Genomic DNA, 18069 nt, shown 5'->3' on the forward strand with positions numbered 1-18069 from the left:
TGTTCTGCTTCACCGCATAAGCTCTTGCTATGAGGCAGGGCCGTCGAGGGACCCTTCGGAAAGGCGCACAAGATGGACACACGGAAGCTCGAATACTTCGTGCGGATCGTGGATTCAGGAAGCATCACCAAGGCCGCCGCAAGCCTCCACGTCGCCCAGCCCGCCCTGAGCCAGCAGGTCTCCTCGCTGGAAAAGGAACTCAAGCAGCGGCTGCTCATCCGCAGCAAGCAGGGCGTGGAACCCACCTCCGCGGGGCACGCCCTGTACCGCCATGCCCAGACCATCCTGCGCCTCGTGGAGCAGGCGAGGACCGACGTCGAGGCTTCCGGGGCGGCCCCGGCCGGCCGCGTGTCAATCGCGATCGCCCCGTACAGCATGGTCTCGAAGCTGGCGCCGGAGATCGTGCGCGAAGTGGGCGAACGGTACCCGGACATCGTCTTGCACCTGACGGAAACCTTCGGTGGCGTGCTGAGCGAGGCGATCAAGAACGGCAAGCTGGACATGGCCCTGATCTACGAACCGGGGCCGATCCGTGGCGTCCAGTTCACCACCATGGTCGTGGAAGACCTGCACCTGGTAGCGAACGCCAACCTGGAAATCGGCGACGGCGAGACGGTGACGCTGGCCGAAGTAGCCGGCCAGCGGCTCTTCCTGCCGGAGCGGATCCACACCCTGCGCCAGGTGGTGGACAAGGGCCTGGAGGATTTGGGGCTGCCGCTGAAGCTGGCCGGCGAAGTGGAGTCCGTTCCTGTCCTGGGCCGGTTGATCGCCTCGGGCCTGGGCTCCACGATCTTGCCCCGTTCGGCTGCGGACGCCTTGTTCCACTACGAAGACTTCCAGGTCCTGCGGATCGTCGAACCGGCCCTGCAGTGCAAGATCGCGCTGTGCACGGCCGAACACGAGCCGTTGTCCGAGTCCGCCTCCGCCGTGTTGATCATCATCCGCGAAATGATCCGCAACCGGCTCCTGGAAGACTACGGACCCGGCCTTACTCCGCACGCCCGCCCGTAGAAGCTGCTTATGTTCGTCCTTGACCTTTCGAAGGCAGCCTGATGCCGGCCATGCATCAGGGTCGCGGGAGCGCTGCGGGGTCGCCGGAACATTCCAGCGACCCCGCAGCGCTCCGGCGGACTCAGCGCGAAGCGGCTGTATGCAACAGCAGGCTCATTCCTCGACCAGCAGGCCCTTGGCCTTCAGCTTGTCGGTGAGTTCGCACAGCTCTATGGTGGTGCCGCCGTCGTGGTACAGCTTGATCAGCTCGCGCTCGTGGTCGTCGCGGGCCTGGGACAGGGCGATGACCTCTTCGGCTTCTTCGCGGCGCACCACCACCACGCCGTCGGCGTCACCGCGCAGGATGTCGCCCGGGTAGATGATCTCGTCACCGATCACCAGCGGGTGGTTGATCGGGCCCAGGGTTTCCTTGACGGTGCCCTTGATGCAGACGTTGCCGGAGAAGACGGGCAGGCCGAGTTCGATCAGGTCCGCGGTGTCCCGCACGCCGGATTCGGTGACCATCGCGGCGATGCCCTTGGCCTTCATGGCGTTGCCCAGAACGTCGCCGAAGATGCCGGCTTCCTCGTATTCGCCGGTGCCCACCAGCACCACGTCGCCGCCCTGCGCGTAATGGATGGCCACCTGGAGCATCAGGTTGTCCTGCGGGGCGCAGCGCACCGTGACGGCGGGGCCGCAGAAGGACATTTCGCGGTCGATCGGCTTGATCTTCGAGTTCAGCGCGCCCTTGCGGCCCTGGGCCTCGTGGATGGTGGCGGAGGAGAACTTCGAGAGCCGCTCGACGACGTCGGCCGCCGGGCGTTCGAACTTGGTCTTGACGTGGATCATGGCTGTGTCTTTCTGCTGGGTATTCGGAGGCGGTTCGGCGCGGTTCAGCTGAGCCGCGGTTCAGCTGAGTGCGCGGTTCAGCTGAGCGCGCGGACGGCTTTGTCGATGGCGACGACGGCGGACTGGATGGTGTCCAGGTCCGTGGCGAAGGAGATGCGGAAGTACGGTTCCAGGCCGTAGGCCGAGCCCTGGATCACGGCCACCGAGGCGGCGTCCAGGAGGTACAGGGTGAAGTCCTCGTCGTTGCGGATGGTGGTTCCGGCCGGCGTCGTCTTGCCGATCACGCCGGAGCAGTTGACCCAGGTATAGAAGGCGCCGTCGGCTGCAGTGCAGGACAGCCCGTCCACGGCATTCAGGCCGGCGACGGCGGCATCGCGGCGGGTGCGGTAGACCGCCACGCTTTCGCGCACAAAGGACTGGTCGCCGGAGAGCGCGGCGGCCGCAGCGGCCTGGCTGACCGAGGACGGGCAGGAGGACATCTGCGATTGCAGCTTGTTGATGGATGCCACCACCGGGGCGGGGCCGGCCGCGTAGCCGATGCGCCAGCCGGTCATGGCGTAGGCCTTGGACACGCCGTTGACCAACAGGATGCGGTCCTTCAGCGGGGGCGCCACCTCCACCAGGCTGGCGATGCGTTCGCTGCCGAAGTTGATCTCGTCGTAGATCTCGTCGGTGAGGACCAGCAGTTGGGGGAACTCCTCCAGGACCTCGGTGAGGGCGGCGAGTTCGGCGCGGCTGTAGACGGCGCCGGTGGGGTTGGACGGGGTGTTGAGGATGAGCCACTTGCTCTGCGGAGTGATAGCGGCGCGCAGCGCCTCCGGGGTGAGCTTGAAGCCGGCGTCCTCGCCGCAGGGCACGATCACCGGAGTGCCCTCGTTGGCGAGCACCATGTCCGGGTAGGACACCCAGTAGGGGGCCGGGATGATGACTTCGTCACCGGCGTCGAGGGTTGCCATGAGCGCCAGGAAGATGACCTGCTTGGCACCGCCGCCCACGGTGATTTCGTCCCTGCCGTAGCTGATGCCGGTGTGGCGTTCCAGGCGGCCGAGGATGGCGGACTGCAGGGCAGGGGTTCCGGTGACCGAGGTGTACTTGGTTTCGCCGGCCTGGATGGCGGCGACGGCGGCGGCCTTGATGTGCTCCGGGGTGTCGAAGTCCGGTTCGCCCACGGTGAGGTCGATGATCGTGCGACCCCCGGCCTTCAGTTCGCGGACCCTGGCTGCTGCCGCGACGCTGGGGGACGACTTGATGCGGCTGACGCGTGAAGCCGGTGCGTACGACGCCGATGAATAGTCGGGCATGATCTCCTCCGAAGCAGTGTTGGTGTCCCCGCTGTTGGGAACACGGCCCTTGGAAACCGGGATCTTGGGTGTAGGGCTCCTTCCGAGCCTAGGTATGCAAATGCCGCATGGATAAGACCAATTGTGAGTGGGTTGATAAGGCATCCTTATGGTTTCCCGCAACCTTGGTATCGCGTTTGCTTATGGATTCACGCGGTTTTGGTATTTCCCGGGCCGCGCTTGCCGCGGTTGGCTTTCTTCCATGGACGTTCAGCTGACGCGTGGCACTTCCCTGCCCGCAGGCGGGTACCGCTACGGCACCTCGCAGCGCGCCGCGCGCTTTTCCCCGTCCGCTTCCCGCCTCACGGCCGGGGCGCCCGAAGGAAGAACGGACGACGGCGGCCCTTTCCGTTCGGGGCTCACGCAGCAGAGGCAGCGCCTCGCCCGGGCGGACAGCAGCTTCCGCGCGCTGATCGTCCGCCGCAACGAACTCATCGCCCAGTGCGTGCAGGACCGCGTGCCCGTCACCATGATCACGTCCGCGCTGGGCGTCTCCGCCTGGGTGGTGCGGACCGCCGCCGCAGATGCCGCCGGCCTGCCGCCGTCGGGCATGTCCCGGCAAAGCCGCCTCGGGCAACTGGAGGAGGCCGCCCGGGAACTGGCGGAGGCGGACGCCGAGCGGCTTGGCTACGAAGCGGAACGGCAGTCCCTCGTGGCCGCTGCGCTCCGGGACGGCGTGCTGGACGTCTTCGAACTTGCCTCGCTCACGGGCCTCACCCCGGAGCACATCCGCAAGATGACACGGGGGATCAGGAAGGCCTCCTAGGATGGGCTGATGGGGAGCCTCCAGCCACGCAGACTCAGCCCGGGCGCGACCGTCGCCGCGGCCACCGTTCTGCTCGCCGTCGCCGTGCTCCTTGGGGGAATCCTCCTCGCAGACCCACGCCGGCCCCCCTTCCAGTCCGCCGACACCGCCTGGCACGACGCCATGCTGGGCCTGCGCAACCCGTTCTGGGACGCCGTGAACCTGGTGCTGAACTGGGCCGGCTACACGGGCATGTTCGTCTTCCACGCCCTGTTGGGCGCGGCGCTGCTCGCGCGCCGCCGCCCGAAGATGGCCCTCTTCAGCGTGGTCGCCGGCGTGGCAGTGACGCTCCTGGTCCAGCTCCTCAAGTGGCTTATCCAGCGCCCGCGCCCGGGCGACGCCGGGGTGTTCACGGAAACCTATTCATACCCTTCGGGGCATGCTTCCAGCACGGCGGCATTTGTCGTGGCCGCCGCGCTGCTCATCGGCCGGGCCTGGGCCTGGGTGTTGGCGGCGCTCGGGGCGGTATCGATGATGCTCAGCCGCACGTACTTGGCGGCCCACTGGCTCAGCGACGTGCTCGGCGGCACGTGCTTGGCTGCCGCGGTGGTGCTGCTGCTGTGGCTCCCCGTCCAGGAAGCATGCCTCGCGGAGAATATAGATGCCCGGAGGATCCTTACTTGGAAGGCAAGGGTTTCGCGGCGCCGGCGAGGAGCAGGGCCAGCAGGATCGGCGCCCCGATAGCCAGCAACGCGAAGCGGATGCCGGTGTGGTCACCCAGATAGCCCAGCAGCGGCGGGCCTGCAAGGAAGGCGATGTAGCCGATGGTGGACACCACGGACACCCGTGCGGCTGCGTGCCTCGGATCGTCGGCAGCGGCGGACATGCCCATCGGGAACGCCAGGGCCGCACCGATGCCCCAGAGGGCCGCACCGATCGCGGCCAGGACGATGTTCGGGGCGAAGACGAACAGGGCCAGGCCCAAGGCGGCAGCGCCCATGCTGGCGCGGAGGACGGCCACCCGGCCGTAGCGGTCGATCGCCCGGCCGCCAAGGAAGCGCATCAGGGTCATCGCCGCGACGAACAGGGCGAACAGCAGGGCGCCGGCGGATTCGCTGGCGTGCATGCCGTCCACCGCTGCCTTCGCGATCCAGTCGTTGCCTGCACCTTCGGTCAAGGTGGCACCGAGGACGACGACGCCGATCAGCAGCGTGCGGCCGTCACGCCAGGCCGAGGCGCCCTTGGGGGCGGCAGCACCGCCGTCGGGATCCGCGTGCGCGGCAACGTGCGGGATGAAGTAGCGCGGCGCGGTCAGGGCCAGCGCCACAGCGACGGCGGCGATGACCAGCAGGTGCTCGGGCAGGCCGACGCCGAGCTGCGAGAGCCCGGCACCGATCAGCGCACCGACGAAGGCGCCGCCGCTGAAAGCCGCATGGAACTGGGGCATGATGGTCCGCCCGAGGCGGTGTTCGACGTCGGCGCCCTCGATGTTCTGCGCCACGTCCCAGACGCCGACGCCCATGCCGAGGAAGAAGAGGCAGACCGCGGTGGGCACTACGGCGGCCGCCATCAGCGAGAACGCCACGCCGCAACCGGCGGCACCGAGCAGCAGGCCAGCAAAGCGGATGGCGTTCGCCGTGCCGATCCGGCCGATCACCCAGCCGCTGGAGGGCAGCGCCACGAGGGAGCCGACGGCGATGCAAAGCAACAACGTGCCGATCTGGCCAGCGCCCAGCTGCAGTGACTCGGCGACGGCCGGGATGCGCGCCGCCCAGCTGGCGAAGACCAGGCCGTTCATGCCGAAGACCAGGAAGGTGGCCACGGCGGCGGCACGGACGTTGGTGCTGGTGGTGAGGGTCATTCGTGTGTGGCTTCCCTGAAACGGTCGAAGGCAGTGGGGTCGGTGGTGGTGATGCGGGCGACCGCCTCGGCGGTGCGGGCCCGGCTGTGCGGTTCGGGGTCGAGCGGTTCGGTGTCTTGCGCGTCCGTGTCTTGCGCGTCGGTGTCTTGCGCGTCTGTATCCAGCGCCGCGTGGATGGAGAGGCCCTCGATCAGGGCATCCAGCATGCGGCAGGTGACAGGGTCGAAATGCAGGCCCAGGGCCCGCCTGCTGCGGGCCATCCAGTCGCGGGTGATGCGGCGGAATTCGGGTTTCCGGGCGGCCAGGGTGTAAAGCTCGTGGGTCAGGACCAGTTCCCGCTGCGAGTCCAGGAGGTCCTCGTGGATCAAGTCCACCACGGCCTGGCGCGCCGCGTCGATCCCAACGGCGCGGCCGAGTCGCTCGTCGAAGCGGTCCGAGATGGAGGTGCCGAAGCGGGTGAAGGCCTCGGTGAGCAGTTCGTCCATGCCGCTGAAGTGGTAGCTCATGGAACCGAGCGGCACTCCGGCACGGGCAGCGATCTTTCGGTGCGAAGCCCCCGCGACGCCTTCGGCGGCAATCACATCCAAAGCAGCGTCGATGATCCTGTCCCGGCGGTCCGGATCAAAGCGGCGCGTGGCCACGCCTAGATCTCCCGGATGACGCGGGCAGGGTTGCCGACCGCCACGCAGTTGGCCGGAACGTCCTTGGTGACGACGGCGCCGGCGCCGATCACCGAGTTCTCCCCGACCGTGACGCCGGCCAGCACGATGGCGCCGCCGCCCAGCCAGACGTTGTCCCCGATGGTGATCGGCTTGGCCGCTTCCAGCCGGTCGCGGCGGGGCTGCGGTTCCACGGGGTGCGTAGGGGTCAGGAGCTGGACGTTCGGGCCGATCTGGCAGTCTTCGCCGATGGTGATCGGGGCGACGTCCAGGGCTGTCAGGTTGTAGTTGATGAACGTCCGGGCACCCACCGAGATGTATGTGCCGTAATCGACATATATCGGCGCCTTGATGTGCACCTCCTCGCCCACACTGCCCAGGAATTCGGCCAGGATGGCCTGTGATCCCAGCGGATCCTCCGGGTAGGCGGCCGCGAACTTCGCCTGCAGGGCCATGGCCCGCTGGGCTTCCTTCTCGCTTTCGGGGTCGTCGGCGATATAGAGGTCCCCGGCGAGCATGCGTTCACGGTTGCTGCGCGGATCTCCGGCGAAGTAATCGGTCATGCGTACGATCGTACACAACGGACCCTGCCATACGGAAGACGACAAGGTGACGACGGCGGCCGGGTGCCGCCGTCGTCGGCTCAGCGGTAGCGCTCACCCGCCGGCGCTCCGCCGGTACGCGAAGGGGGTGCAGCCGTATTCCTCGCGGAACTGGCGGTTGAAGTTGGACAGGTTCCGGTAGCCGGAGGTGAAGGCGGAGCTGAACAGCTGCTGCTGCAGCGCCGGCGCGCACCCGGCAGCGCACATGCCGTCCACGGTCAGGCTGCCGTGGTTGGTTGCACCCAGCGCCACGTAGTCATCGACCATGTCCCGCAGATCGGGCCAGAACCGCAAGGCGAACCGGGGGCCGAGACCTGGATGTCGTTCATGGCGTCATCGGGCAACGCCACGGAGCAGTACGGCCAGTCCAGCTTGTCCAGCGCGGGGAACCAGGTCCCGTCGAAATTCGTGCCAGGGTCCAGCGTGGTTCCGGGGATCAACAGCACCACGTCGCGGCTGGCGCCGCTGATATCGGCAGTGCATTCGATCGTTTCCACATTACGGAAACGGAGTTCCAAATTTTAAACGCCTTCGCCGCACGGATGTAGCGCGGTGGAAACACGCCGCCCATAACGTCGTCAGTGACCTCGGCCAGGAGTCCTTCCTGGCTTCTCACAGACAGGCACTCCTATGAAGATCCCCGCAACAACCGCTGCCATGCCAGCGGCAAAGAAGCCTTTGTACCAGTCCTTGTTCGTCCAGATCCTGGTTGCCGTAGTGCTGGGGATAGCGATCGGCTACTTCTGGCCAGACATAGGTTCCGGCCTCCGCCCGCTCGGTGACGGTTTCATCCAGCTCATCAAGATGATCATCGCTCCGCTGATCTTCCTGGTCATCGTCACGGGCATATCAGCCGTGGGCGACGTTAGGTCCGTCGGCCGTGTGGGCGTCAAGGCACTGCTGTACTTCACCGCTGCCACTCTTTTCGCCCTGGCGTTCGGGCTGGTTGTTGCCAACCTTGTCCAGCCGGGCGCCGGCCTGAACATCGACCCTGCCAGCCTGTCCCAAGACGCCCTGAACGCCAAGACCACGACGGCGCCACCCAAGGACGCCGGGCAGTTCCTGCTCGGGATCATCCCCACCAGCGTCATTGGCGCCTTCGCATCCAACACCCTGCTGCAAGTGTTGTGCTTCTCCGTCTTCTTCGGGGCGGCCATCGTGGTGGTGGGCCGGGACAGGTGCAAGCCCGTCATCGATCTCATGGAAACCACACTCGAGCTGTTCTTCAAGATCATGGCCTGGGTCATGCGGGTTGCCCCGGTGGGCGCATTCGGAGCCATGGCGTTCATCATCGGCCAGTATGGCCTCAGCTCCTTGAGCACCTACGCCCTCCTGGTCGCCGCCTGCTACGGCTCAGCCCTCATCTTTATCGGCCTGCTGTTCATCGTGGCCTGGGTCTACCCGAAGGTGCCGCTGTGGAAGTTCATCAAATATTCCCGCGAAGAGTTCATCCTGGCACTGGGCACGGCTTCCACGGAATCCGTCCTTCCCCGCATCATGACCAAGCTGACCAATGCCGGCTGCTCCCGGGCAACTACCGGACTCGTGGTGCCTACGGGCTACTCCTTCAATCTCGACGGTGCTGCCCTCTACCTTTCAATCTCCCTGCTGTTCCTGGCCCAGGCATTCGGCCACAACCTTGACCTTGGACAGCAGTTGGCAGCCCTGGGCATTCTCATGCTCACCTCCAAGGGCATGGCCGGTGTTCCCGGCTCGGCCTTCCTCGCTCTCTCCGCAACAGCCGGCGCCCTGGGCATTTTCCCCGTCGCCGGTGTGGCATTGCTTCTCGGCGCGGACAGGCTCATGGATTCCATGCGCGTAGTGGTCAACCTGCTCGGGAACTGCGTGGCAACGTTCGTGGTCTCCAAATGGGAGGGCCAATTCGATCGCGACGCAATGCTCGCCGCATTCAGCCGGCAGGACAACGCAGGCGAGGATCCCACGCGTAGCCCCGATGAAGCCGCGAACGAGCCGCAATCCGACGAAGCTGCCATCACATCAGTCCGATGAGCCCGACGACGGGCGCCTGCCCCCACAATTTCCCAGGAGCACCCCGTGCCCACCACCTATGAACACACTCCGCCCATACAGGAACGGGCTCAAAGCCAAGCCACCGTAGTCAACAGGGCGTACGCCTTCGTTCCCAAGGGCGCCTCGAATGACGCGGCCGCGCGCCCGTTGAGGGGCTGGACCAAATCCCGTGCCTGGATCATCGCCGCACCGTCAAAGGGCTTCCCGGACCGGTTCTCCCAATACAGCGTCGAAGTCCATCCCGGCGGCGGAAGCCGCAGCCCCGAACCCGAGCCCGGCGTCGAAGCCGTGGTCTTCCTGACCGGCGGCACACTGCAGCTGACACTCGACGGGGAAGCGCACGCACTGGAGGAAGGCAGCTACGCCTACCTGGCCGCCGGAGCGGACTGGACCATGCACAATGCTTCGGCCAAGACCGCGCACTTTCAATGGATCCGCAAGGCGTACATTGCCCTCGACGGCCACAGAGCCGCCTCGTTCGTGACCACGGAGCGCGAGGCTGAAGCTACGCCCAACCTTGGAACCAACGGTTCCAGAAGCACCACACAATTCGTTGCCGCCGATGACCTTGCCCACGACATGCACGTGAACATCGTCACTCTCCAACCCAACGGATCGGCCGCCCTTACCGAAACCCACGCAATGGAACACGGCATTTTCGTCTTGTCCGGCAGTGCTCTCTACCGGCTCAACGAGGACTGGGTACGGGTCCAGGCTGGTGACTCGCTCCTGCTGCGGGCCTTTTGTCCGCAAGCCTGCCATGTCACCGGCCCGGAAGAGTTCCGCTACCTCCAGTACAAGGAGGTAAACCGGCAATGCCGCCTGACCTAGAACCCCTACCGCGCCCGCTCCACCCGGCTTTCGTCCCACACCGGCTCGGCTGATTCGTAGACCTTGCCGTCGGAGCCGAACACCAGGAAACGGTCGAAGGACTTGGCGAACCAGCGGTCGTGGGTCACGGCCAGCACCGTGCCTTCGAAGGCGTCGATTGCACGTTCCAGGGCTTCGCCCGAGTGCAGGTCCAGGTTGTCCGTGGGCTCGTCCAGGAGCAATAGGGTGGCGCCGGAAAGCTGCAGCAGCAGGATCTGGAAGCGGGCCTGCTGGCCACCGGACAGGGACTCGTATTTCTGCTCCGCGGAACCCACCAGTCCGTAGGAGTCCAGGGCGCCGGACGCTGCTTCGCGGCCCAGGCCGGAGCGGTGCTCATCGCCGCGGTGCAGGATGTCCAGCAGTGTGCGGCCCAGCAGATCCGGGCGGGAGTGGGTCTGTGCGAAGAACCCGGGGCGGATACGGGCGCCGAGCTTCACGGTACCTTCGTGGGGCACCTCGGCGATTTCGACGTCGGACACCGGCAGGTGCTCGCGCTCCGGATCGGTGCCGCCCGCGGCGAGCAGGCGCAGGAAGTGGCTCTTCCCGGAGCCGTTGGAGCCCAGCACGCCCACACGGTCGCCGAACCAGATTTCAGTGGAGAAGGGCTTCATCAGGCCGGTGAGTTCGAGCTTCTCGGCCACCACGGCGCGCTTGCCGGTGCGGCCGCCGCGCAGTCGCATCTGGACGTTCTGCTCCAGCGGCAGGGCCTCAGGCGGGCCGGCCTCGAGGAACTTGGCCAGGCGGGTCTGGGCGGCCTGGTACTTGTTGGCCATGTCGGAACGGAACGCAGCCTTGGTCTTGTACATGTTGACCAGTTCCTTGAGCTTCACGTGCTCTTCGTCCCAGCGCTTGCGCAGTTCCTCGAAGCGGGCGTTGCGGTCCGCCCGGGCCTCAACATAGCTGCCGAAGCCACCGCCGTGGATCCACGCGCCGGCACCGTTGATGCCCGGTTCGAGGGTGACGATCCTGCCCGCGGCGTTGTTGAGGAGTTCACGGTCGTGGCTAATGAAGAATACGGTCTTCTTCGACTCGTTGAGCTTGCCTTCCAGCCAGCGCTTGCCGGGGACGTCCAGGTAGTTGTCCGGTTCGTCGAGGAGGAGCAGATCGTCTGGGCCCGCGAAGAGCGCTTCGAGGACCAACCGCTTCTGCTCGCCGCCGGACAGGCTCGACGCGCGGCGGTGCTGGGCCTTGTCGAAGGAAACGCCGAGCGCAGCCATGCAGACCTCGTCCCACACGGTCTCGACGTCGTAGCCGCCGGCGTCTCCCCAGTCCACGATCGCCTGGGCGTAGCGCATCTGGGTGGGCTCGTCGTCGTGCTCCATCATGGCGAGTTCGGCGTCCTCCACGGCCTTCGCGGCCGCGGCCAGCGCGGGCGGAGCGGCAGAGACCAGCAGGTCCCGCACGGAGGATTCGTCGCGGACCTGGCCCACGAACTGGCGCATGATGCCCATGCTGCCGGAGCGGCCCACGGTGCCTTCGTCCGGCGTGATGTCTCCGGCGATGATCTTGAACAGGGTGGTCTTGCCGGTTCCGTTCGGCCCGATCAGCGCCGTCTTGCTGCCGTCCGGGACCTTGAAGGTCACGCCGTTGAGCAGCTGGGTGCCGTCGGAGAGGAAGTAGTCGATGCCGGAGACGTCAATATGGGCCACTGCCCAATCTTCCCATGGGCCGTTCGCCCACGATTACCCGGAGGTGGTTCGCCTCCCCGCGGCTCTCAGGGACGAACACGGCCCCACGGCTTGTAAACCGCCAGCACCAGCGCAAAACCGAGCGACAGGAACGACACAATCGGAGGAAACAGCAACTGGACAGGTGCGGCGCCCAAAGCACGGCGCACGGCTGCGCCGCTGGCCCCGTCCGTGTCGCCCAACTCGGCAGGCAGGGAGCCAACTGCCGGAAGCAACGCCACGAACACCAAGGCGGTGAGCACGATTCCCAGCAGCAGCTTCACGAGCACCCACCAGTACTCAAACAATCCCCATTTCGTCCAGAGGCCCTGGGCCAGCCCCGTGGCGAGCATCAGCAGGCTCAGGGCAAGGACAGCCGGCGGAACGAATATTCCGATTGCGGTATAGACGGCGACGGCGGTCCGTCCGCTGTCGGTCAGCAGGCCGGTAAACACGAGAAACAGGAGCCCGACGTCGAGGCCCATCCATCCGACGCCGCCGGTGATGTGCAGGAGCAGGACCAGCTTCCGCCAGCCCTGCGGCAGCAGCCGCCGTTCAGCCATGGTCATCTCCGGGTTGCTCTGGGCCCGGCGCAGTTCCGGGCACGGCCGGCGGGGCCGCCTCAGCGGACGGTCCGACGACGGCGGCGGGCCGGCGCCGGGCGAATCCCGGGGCGTGCTCGGGCCGGGGACCGAAACCGATCATGAGCGACGGCAGCTTGCGGAGCCACGGAAGTTTGCGGGCGGCGAAGACCACCGGGCCCGGCGGGCCGGCCAGTCCGACCGTCACGGCAGGGCCGAAAATCACCTTGTGGAGCAGACGCTGCACGTTCTGGACCACCACGGTGGGAAGCCAGCGGCGCTTCTGGACCGCTGTCAGGTCCCGCTCCGTCAGTCGCCCGCGCAGCAGCGGCCCCGCAAGCCTCGCGGCTGCTGCCACCGCATCCTGGATGGCCAGGTTGATTCCCACCCCGCCGGCAGGGGACATGGCGTGGGCGGCGTCACCGATGAGGAGCAGGCCGGGTTTGTGCCAGCGGCTGATCCGGTTGAGCTTCACGTCCAGCATGTGCAGATCGTCCATGGAGCCGATTTCGCCGACCCGGTCGGCCAGGTCGGGGCGCAGGCGGGCGATGCGTTCACGGAAGCGTTCCACGCCTTCGGCGCGCAGCCGGGCATCCGCCCCCTTCTCCGCGATGTAGGCGATTTGGTAGTAGTCCTTGCGGGTGAGGGCAAGAAGCACCTCATTTCCGGCGAAGCGTGGCGTCAGGCTGGCGATCTGGCCTTGTTCGTCTTTGTTGCGCGAGAGCCGGAACCACCAGGTGTCGAAAGGAACCGGGAATTCGCGGGGGAGCAATCCGGCTTCCCGGCGCAGCACGGATCCCCGGCCGTCGCAGGCGACGGTCAGCTCCGCCCGCAGTTCCCCGGCTGCGGACTGCGCATCCCGGGTGCGGTACGCGACCCCGGCGACCTTCCCGCCGTCGTACAGCAGCCCGGTGACCTCCGTGTTCATCCGGAGAGTGAAGCGGGGTTCGTCGCGGGCGGCGTCGACGAGGAAGTTCAGCAGTTCCCATTGCGGCACCATGGCCACGTAGTTGTAGGGCGGCTTCAGCTGGTCGAAGGCGGCCAGGGTGATGTCGCCGTCGGGAGTGGGGAGCCGGAAATTGCCCAGCCTGCTCTGCGGGAGCGCACGGAATCCCGCGCCCAGGCCCAATTCGTCGAGGAGCCGGATCGTGGAAGGGTGGACGGTGTCCCCGCGGAAGTCCCGCAGGAAGTCGGCGTGCTTTTCCAGCACTGTGACCTCGACTCCTGCGCGCGCCAGCAGAAGCCCCAGCATCACCCCGGCGGGCCCGCCGCCCGCGATGACGCATGTGGTCCTTTCGGCCTGGTGCATGGCACCTCCCGGATGGCAGCAAATTCAGCAGGCGATGAATTTAAGTGTGCATGGCGGCGACGTGATGTCCAGAGCCCTGCTGCGGGCGCCCGCCACGTCAGCCCCCGTGGCTCCCGATGACCGCCTGATTACGGCCGAGGCTTTTCGCCATGTACAAAGCGGTGTCTGCGGCCGCGATGAGTTCTTCCAGGTCCGCTGTTTCTTTCCCGATCGGGATGATGCCGTAGCTTGCCGTAGGCATCGGGAAGCGGGCGGCCGCGCTGGCGGTTTCAAAGCGGTTGCTGATATCCGCGGCAATGAACCGCGCCCGCTCGGCACTGATCCCCGGCACCAGGAGGATGAATTCCTCTCCTCCGATCCGGCCCACGAGGTCACCTGAACGGACAGCTGCCCGGCACGCTCCGGCGAAAGCCTTGAGCGCAACGTCCCCCGCGGCATGTCCGTAGCTGTCATTGACGGCCTTGAAATGATCGAGGTCGGCCAGGACAAGGGAGCCGTGCCTGCCATCCAGCCTCATCCTACGAAGCTCATCACCTGCCTCCTGGAGGAAACCCGCACGGTTCAGGAGGCCTGTGAGACCGTCCTGGGCGGCAGCAGTCTTGAGCACCCGGGCCCGGTTTTCGCTGCTGAGGGCAAACATGCTGAATGAGGCGACGGCCAGGAACGCCATGCCGACCAAGGTGGTGACGGCGGAGCCGAAGAACGTGTTGTACCGGGGACTGCCTGCGCCGTCGAGAATGAAGGACATGAGGCGGCAGAAGTAGAAAATGGCGACCGAAGCGGCGGCAACGCCCATGGCCATCCGGATCCTGGAGGTCTCTGGCCCGCCGAGCCACAACTCCCGCGCGGCCAATCCGATCATGAGGCACATGAAGGCCAGGAACACGCCGTCACCGGCCCAGGGGTTGATGCCTGGACGGTCCACCGCGGCTGCGACGGCGGAACTTGCGGGTCCGGCGACAAGCACCCAGACAGGGGGATGGAGCGCCCTTAGAGAGCGGGCGCTGGCCCAGACGGCACACGCACCGGCCACCAACAAGGAGTTTCCCAGCGGGTTCGCCAACCAGCCGAATGCAGTGCCGTCAAGCAGGAACACTGCCGATCCGATCAGGAACAGGGCGAGCGAGATGGACCACCAGCCGCTGTAGGGGGAGCGCGTGCTTAGAAAATCCCCGAAATAGAACAGAATGCCGACGGTGAACGCGACTACGGCAAAGGCCACCCTCAGGCTGTTCGTGTCAAGAGCCATCGCGGCCTGCCTGGAGGCGGGCGGCGAGCCGGATCCCGGGCCGCTCGCGCTCTCCCCGGCCTGGTCTGGCGGGTTCACGCGACGGGCCAACGGGCATGTTGATCCCCTCAGCTAGATCCGATGCTCGACTGGATGCGAGCTTACCAAGCGGCCGGGCGCATGAGTAGATCCAGGCTCCTTGCGGGGGCTCGGATCGTCCGCCATCGGACCAGGATCCGGGGCCTTCCGTGCCGTGCTCTTGGCCCCTGTCGGTGGCCGCCGCGCGGCCCTACAATCGGGGTGTGCGACGCCGGGCAGGGCACCCCCGGCCTTCCAGCAGCACCAGGAACAGTCAAGGCGGTGCCGGCAAGGAAATGACCGCCATGCCCACCGAAACAAGCGAGACCGAACGCAAGTACGACGCCGGCCACGACGCCCGGGTCCCGGAGTTCACGGAAATCCCCGGCGTCGAGCAGGTCACCGGCACTCACGAGACTTTCCTGGAAGCTGTCTACTTCGATACCCAGGACAAGGTGCTCTCCGCCCGCAGGATCACCCTGCGCCGGCGCACGGGCGGAGCGGACGAGGGCTGGCATCTGAAACTCCCGTTGGGACCTGATGAGCGCCGCGAAATCCGGGCACCGCTCGGCCAGCCCGACGTCGTCCCTCGCGAGCTGCGGGACCGCCTCGCGGCCTATACCCGAGGCAGGGAGCTGACCCCGCTGGCCCGGCTGTCCACCCGCCGGACCGTCCAAGGCCTCTACGGGCCAGGCGGCGAGCATCTCGCCGACTTCGCCGATGACCGGGTCCACGCAATCAACCTTCGTGGGACCGACCAGGGCACGCACTGGCGCGAATGGGAAATCGAACTTGTCCACGCCACCGCGAAATTCTTCGACGCCGCCGCACCGGCGCTTACCGCGTCCGGCGCCGTCCCGGCCGAACATGCGGCCAAGATCGCCCGCGCCCTGGGCGATGGATGGCCCCCCGCCCTTGCCATCCGGCCCGCCAAGCCGCGAAAGAAAGGACCCGCGCGGGAGGTTCTGATCGCGTACCTCGACACCCAGATGGCCGAACTCATCGCCAACGACGCCGGAGTCCGGACGGGAGCGGGCGAGGCCGTGCACGACATGCGCTCCGCCGCCCGCCGTATCCGATCCGCTTTGCGCATCTACCGGCCGATGCTTCGCCGGGATGCCGCCGCCGCACTGGGCCGCGAGCTGCAATGGCTCGGCCGCATGCTCGGACGACCCCGCGACGCAGAAGTAAGGCGGGACAGGATCCTGGCGAAGCTGCACCAACTGCCCGGAGAGCAGGACGCCGGCCCCGCCCGGGGGGCCATCGAACACGAACTTGGCACCACCTACAACACCAGCTACCAACGGCTCCTTCAGGCCCTGGACACCAGACGATACTTCGATCTGCTGGACGCACTCGAGGACTTCCGGAACCGGCCCCCGGCCAAGGCCAAAGCAAAACGCCCGGCCCGCAAGGCAAGCGCCAAGCTCGTCAACAACGCAGCCCGCCGCATGGACCGCTCACACCGACAAGCCAAGAAGATCGGCGGCGGCCCCCAGCATGACAACGCCCTGCACGAGATCCGAAAAGACGCCAAACGCCTCCGGCATGCCGCAGAAACTGTCGCCGCCATCCACGGCAAGCGGGCTCGGCGGATCGAAAAAGCCGCCAAGCGCATCCAGCAGATCCTAGGTGAACGCCAGGACGCCGTAGTCGCCCGCGAACTGCTCCACAGCCTGGCCGCCGGCCCCGGCCTACCCGCAGGCACGAAGACCGTGTACGAAGAGCTCGCAACTGCTGAAACCCGGGCCGCGGAGCAGGCCGAGGCCGCCTATCGGAAGGCGCGCAAGAAAGCCCGCAAGCTGCGCCTTCGCTGAACGGGAAATATCGGGCGCCCCGCCTCGGCCTCCGCCGGATATGACCTCCGTAATATGTGCACTACAATGCACATATGCACTTAAAGGAGGAAGGGTGATGCTGCCGGTACTGCGGAACCGCACGTACCGGCGGCTGTTCTCCGCCCAGATCTTGGCGCTCCTGGGCACGGGGCTGCTCACTGTGGCTCTGGGCCTGCTCGCCTTCGACCTCGCCGGGCGGGACGCCGGAGCCGTCCTCGGCACGGCCCTCACCATCAAGATGACCGCCTATGTCGGCTTCGCCCCGGTGATCAACGCCGTCGCGGCGAAGCTCCCGAAGAAGCCGGTGCTCATCGCGGCCGATCTGGTGCGGGCGGCGATGGCGCTGTGCCTGCCCTTCATCACCGAGGCGTGGCAGATCTACGTGGTGATTTTCCTGCTGCAGTCCGCTTCGGCAACGTTCACCCCGGCTTTCCAGTCGTTGATCCCGGCGGTCCTCCCGGCAGAGCGGGACTACACCCGGGCACTGTCCCTTTCCCGGCTGGCCTACGACCTGGAAGCGCTGGCCAGCCCGGCGATCGCGGCCGTGCTGCTGACCGTGCTCAGCTACAACAAGCTGTTCCTCGGCACGGCAGCCGGTTTCCTGCTCTCCGCGCTCCTGGTCGTCCGCACCGCACTGCCCCCAACCGGGACTGGCCCGGCACAGGAGGCTCCGGCGTCGTTGTGGCACCGCACCACCCTCGGCGCAAGGATCTTCTGGCGGACCCCCAAACTGCGTTCGCTGCTGGCGCTGAACCTGGTGGTCGCCGCACCCACGGCCATGGTCCTGGTGAACACCGTGGTCTACGTCCGGGAGGTGCTGCACCGGCCGGAGACGGACCTTGCCCTCGCCCTGGCCTGCTTCGGAGCCGGCTCCATGGCCGTGGCGCTCGGTGCGCCGCGATTGTTGGAGCGTTTCGGGGACCGTCCGGTCATGCTCAGCGGAGCAGCCGTCATCCCCGTGGTCACCGCCGCCGCCGCGGCCGTGACGTTCCTGGCGGAACCGGGCACCGGAACAAGCACCGGGGCGGACAGCGCCTGGTGTTTGCTGCTTGGGCTGTGGTTCCTGCTGGGGGCCGGCAACTCGACGGTCCTGACGCCGTCGGCACGGCTGCTGCGCGAAGCCTCCGATGAGGCAACGCGGCCCTACGTCTTCACCGCCCAGTTTTCGCTGTCCCACGCCTGCTACATCGTCACGTATCCGCTGGCGGGCTGGCTCGGCGCCACGGCGGGGCTTGGCCCGGCTGCCCTCGCGCTGACTATTGTTGCGATGATAGGCAGTACGGGTGCGTTCCTCTCGTGGCCGCGCAGGCCTCGGGGGCGCGCGTCCGGACACCGGCCCGGACAGCCGGGAAGCCGCGGAACTCAAGCACTAGGAGCAGGCCTTTGAGCAGCGCCAACAGAGCCGGCAGCGCCGCCAGCGC

At 67.0% G+C, this 18069-nt stretch carries 17 protein-coding genes; 7 read left to right on the forward strand and 10 right to left on the reverse strand.

What is annotated here, in order from left to right; translation table 11 throughout:
* Positions 1–72: 72 nt before the first annotated feature.
* The gene (nac, locus tag ACZ9CK_RS18270; RefSeq protein WP_426301056.1) at positions 73–1011 is read left to right on the forward strand and encodes a nitrogen assimilation transcriptional regulator NAC; all 939 of its coding nucleotides are present in this window, start codon (positions 73–75) and stop codon (positions 1009–1011) included.
* Positions 1012–1164: 153 nt separating this feature from the next.
* Here the strand turns inward: nac and ACZ9CK_RS18275 are convergent, their stop codons facing one another.
* Positions 1165–1839 (reverse strand): 4-carboxy-4-hydroxy-2-oxoadipate aldolase/oxaloacetate decarboxylase, encoded by a 675-nt coding sequence (locus ACZ9CK_RS18275; protein WP_476050701.1) that lies wholly within the window; start codon positions 1837–1839, stop codon positions 1165–1167.
* A gap of 77 nt (positions 1840–1916) precedes the next feature.
* A complete protein-coding gene (locus ACZ9CK_RS18280) occupies positions 1917–3140 on the reverse strand; it encodes an aspartate transaminase (protein WP_476050702.1) in 1224 nt (407 codons plus the stop codon).
* A gap of 241 nt (positions 3141–3381) precedes the next feature.
* Between ACZ9CK_RS18280 and ACZ9CK_RS18285 the strand changes: the two genes are divergently transcribed.
* Both ACZ9CK_RS18285 and ACZ9CK_RS18290 read left to right on the forward strand, forming a co-directional pair.
* Positions 3382–3945, forward strand: a complete 564-nt coding sequence (locus ACZ9CK_RS18285; protein ID WP_476050703.1) for a hypothetical protein — start codon at positions 3382–3384, stop codon at positions 3943–3945.
* 9 nt (positions 3946–3954) lie between these two features.
* Entirely contained in the window at positions 3955–4668 is a 714-nt protein-coding gene (locus tag ACZ9CK_RS18290) for a phosphatase PAP2 family protein (RefSeq protein WP_476050704.1), read from the forward strand.
* Here the strand turns inward: ACZ9CK_RS18290 and ACZ9CK_RS18295 are convergent.
* The 4 genes from ACZ9CK_RS18295 to ACZ9CK_RS18310 form a co-directional block, all read right to left on the reverse strand.
* Positions 4601–5785 carry an MFS transporter gene (locus tag ACZ9CK_RS18295; protein WP_476050705.1) on the reverse strand — a complete coding sequence of 395 codons (1185 nt, stop codon included), beginning with the start codon at positions 5783–5785 and terminating at the stop codon, positions 4601–4603. The two genes, ACZ9CK_RS18290 and ACZ9CK_RS18295, sit on opposite strands and share 68 nt — an antisense overlap.
* Complete coding sequence (locus ACZ9CK_RS18300; RefSeq protein ID WP_426301067.1) at positions 5782–6426, reverse strand: TetR/AcrR family transcriptional regulator; 645 nt, start codon at positions 6424–6426, stop codon at positions 5782–5784. Before ACZ9CK_RS18300 ends, ACZ9CK_RS18295 begins: the two co-directional genes overlap by 4 nt.
* A 2-nt stretch (positions 6427–6428) precedes the next feature.
* Positions 6429–7007, reverse strand: coding sequence for a sugar O-acetyltransferase (locus ACZ9CK_RS18305; RefSeq protein ID WP_426301069.1), 579 nt, complete (start codon positions 7005–7007; stop codon positions 6429–6431).
* A 93-nt stretch (positions 7008–7100) separates the two neighbouring features.
* Positions 7101–7313 (reverse strand): AraC family transcriptional regulator, encoded by a 213-nt coding sequence (locus ACZ9CK_RS18310; RefSeq protein ID WP_476050706.1) that lies wholly within the window; start codon positions 7311–7313, stop codon positions 7101–7103.
* A 363-nt stretch (positions 7314–7676) separates the two neighbouring features.
* Between ACZ9CK_RS18310 and ACZ9CK_RS18315 the strand changes: the two genes are divergently transcribed.
* Together ACZ9CK_RS18315 and allE are read left to right on the forward strand one after the other, a co-directional pair.
* Positions 7677–9056 (forward strand): cation:dicarboxylate symporter family transporter, encoded by a 1380-nt coding sequence (locus ACZ9CK_RS18315; RefSeq protein ID WP_426301073.1) that lies wholly within the window; start codon positions 7677–7679, stop codon positions 9054–9056.
* Between the two features lie 45 nt (positions 9057–9101).
* Positions 9102–9908: a (S)-ureidoglycine aminohydrolase gene (allE, locus tag ACZ9CK_RS18320; RefSeq protein WP_476050707.1), complete on the forward strand. Its 807-nt coding sequence runs from the start codon at positions 9102–9104 to the stop codon at positions 9906–9908.
* A gap of 5 nt (positions 9909–9913) precedes the next feature.
* On the opposite strand, the gene ACZ9CK_RS18325 is transcribed toward allE, so the two are convergent.
* From ACZ9CK_RS18325 to ACZ9CK_RS18340, 4 genes are all read right to left on the reverse strand, one after another.
* Positions 9914–11596 carry an ATP-binding cassette domain-containing protein gene (locus ACZ9CK_RS18325; protein WP_426301077.1) on the reverse strand — a complete coding sequence of 561 codons (1683 nt, stop codon included), beginning with the start codon at positions 11594–11596 and terminating at the stop codon, positions 9914–9916.
* Between the two features lie 65 nt (positions 11597–11661).
* The gene (locus ACZ9CK_RS18330) at positions 11662–12177 is read right to left on the reverse strand and encodes a hypothetical protein (protein ID WP_476050708.1); all 516 of its coding nucleotides are present in this window, start codon (positions 12175–12177) and stop codon (positions 11662–11664) included.
* Positions 12170–13504, reverse strand: coding sequence for an FAD-dependent oxidoreductase (locus ACZ9CK_RS18335; RefSeq protein WP_476050709.1), 1335 nt, complete (start codon positions 13502–13504; stop codon positions 12170–12172). The genes ACZ9CK_RS18330 and ACZ9CK_RS18335 overlap by 8 nt, the downstream gene beginning before the upstream one ends.
* A gap of 97 nt (positions 13505–13601) precedes the next feature.
* Entirely contained in the window at positions 13602–14753 is a 1152-nt protein-coding gene (locus ACZ9CK_RS18340) for a GGDEF domain-containing protein (RefSeq protein ID WP_476050710.1), read from the reverse strand.
* A 362-nt stretch (positions 14754–15115) separates the two neighbouring features.
* On the opposite strand from ACZ9CK_RS18340, the gene ACZ9CK_RS18345 reads away from it, so the two are divergent.
* Entirely contained in the window at positions 15116–16627 is a 1512-nt protein-coding gene (locus ACZ9CK_RS18345; protein WP_476050711.1) for a CYTH and CHAD domain-containing protein, read from the forward strand.
* Positions 16628–16724: 97 nt separating this feature from the next.
* On the forward strand, positions 16725–18035 hold the full coding sequence (locus tag ACZ9CK_RS18350; RefSeq protein WP_476050712.1) for an MFS transporter: 1311 nt from the start codon (positions 16725–16727) through the stop codon (positions 18033–18035).
* Positions 18036–18069 lie beyond the last annotated feature (34 nt).

The sequence above is a fragment of the Arthrobacter sp. TE26545 genome, assembly GCF_056279005.1.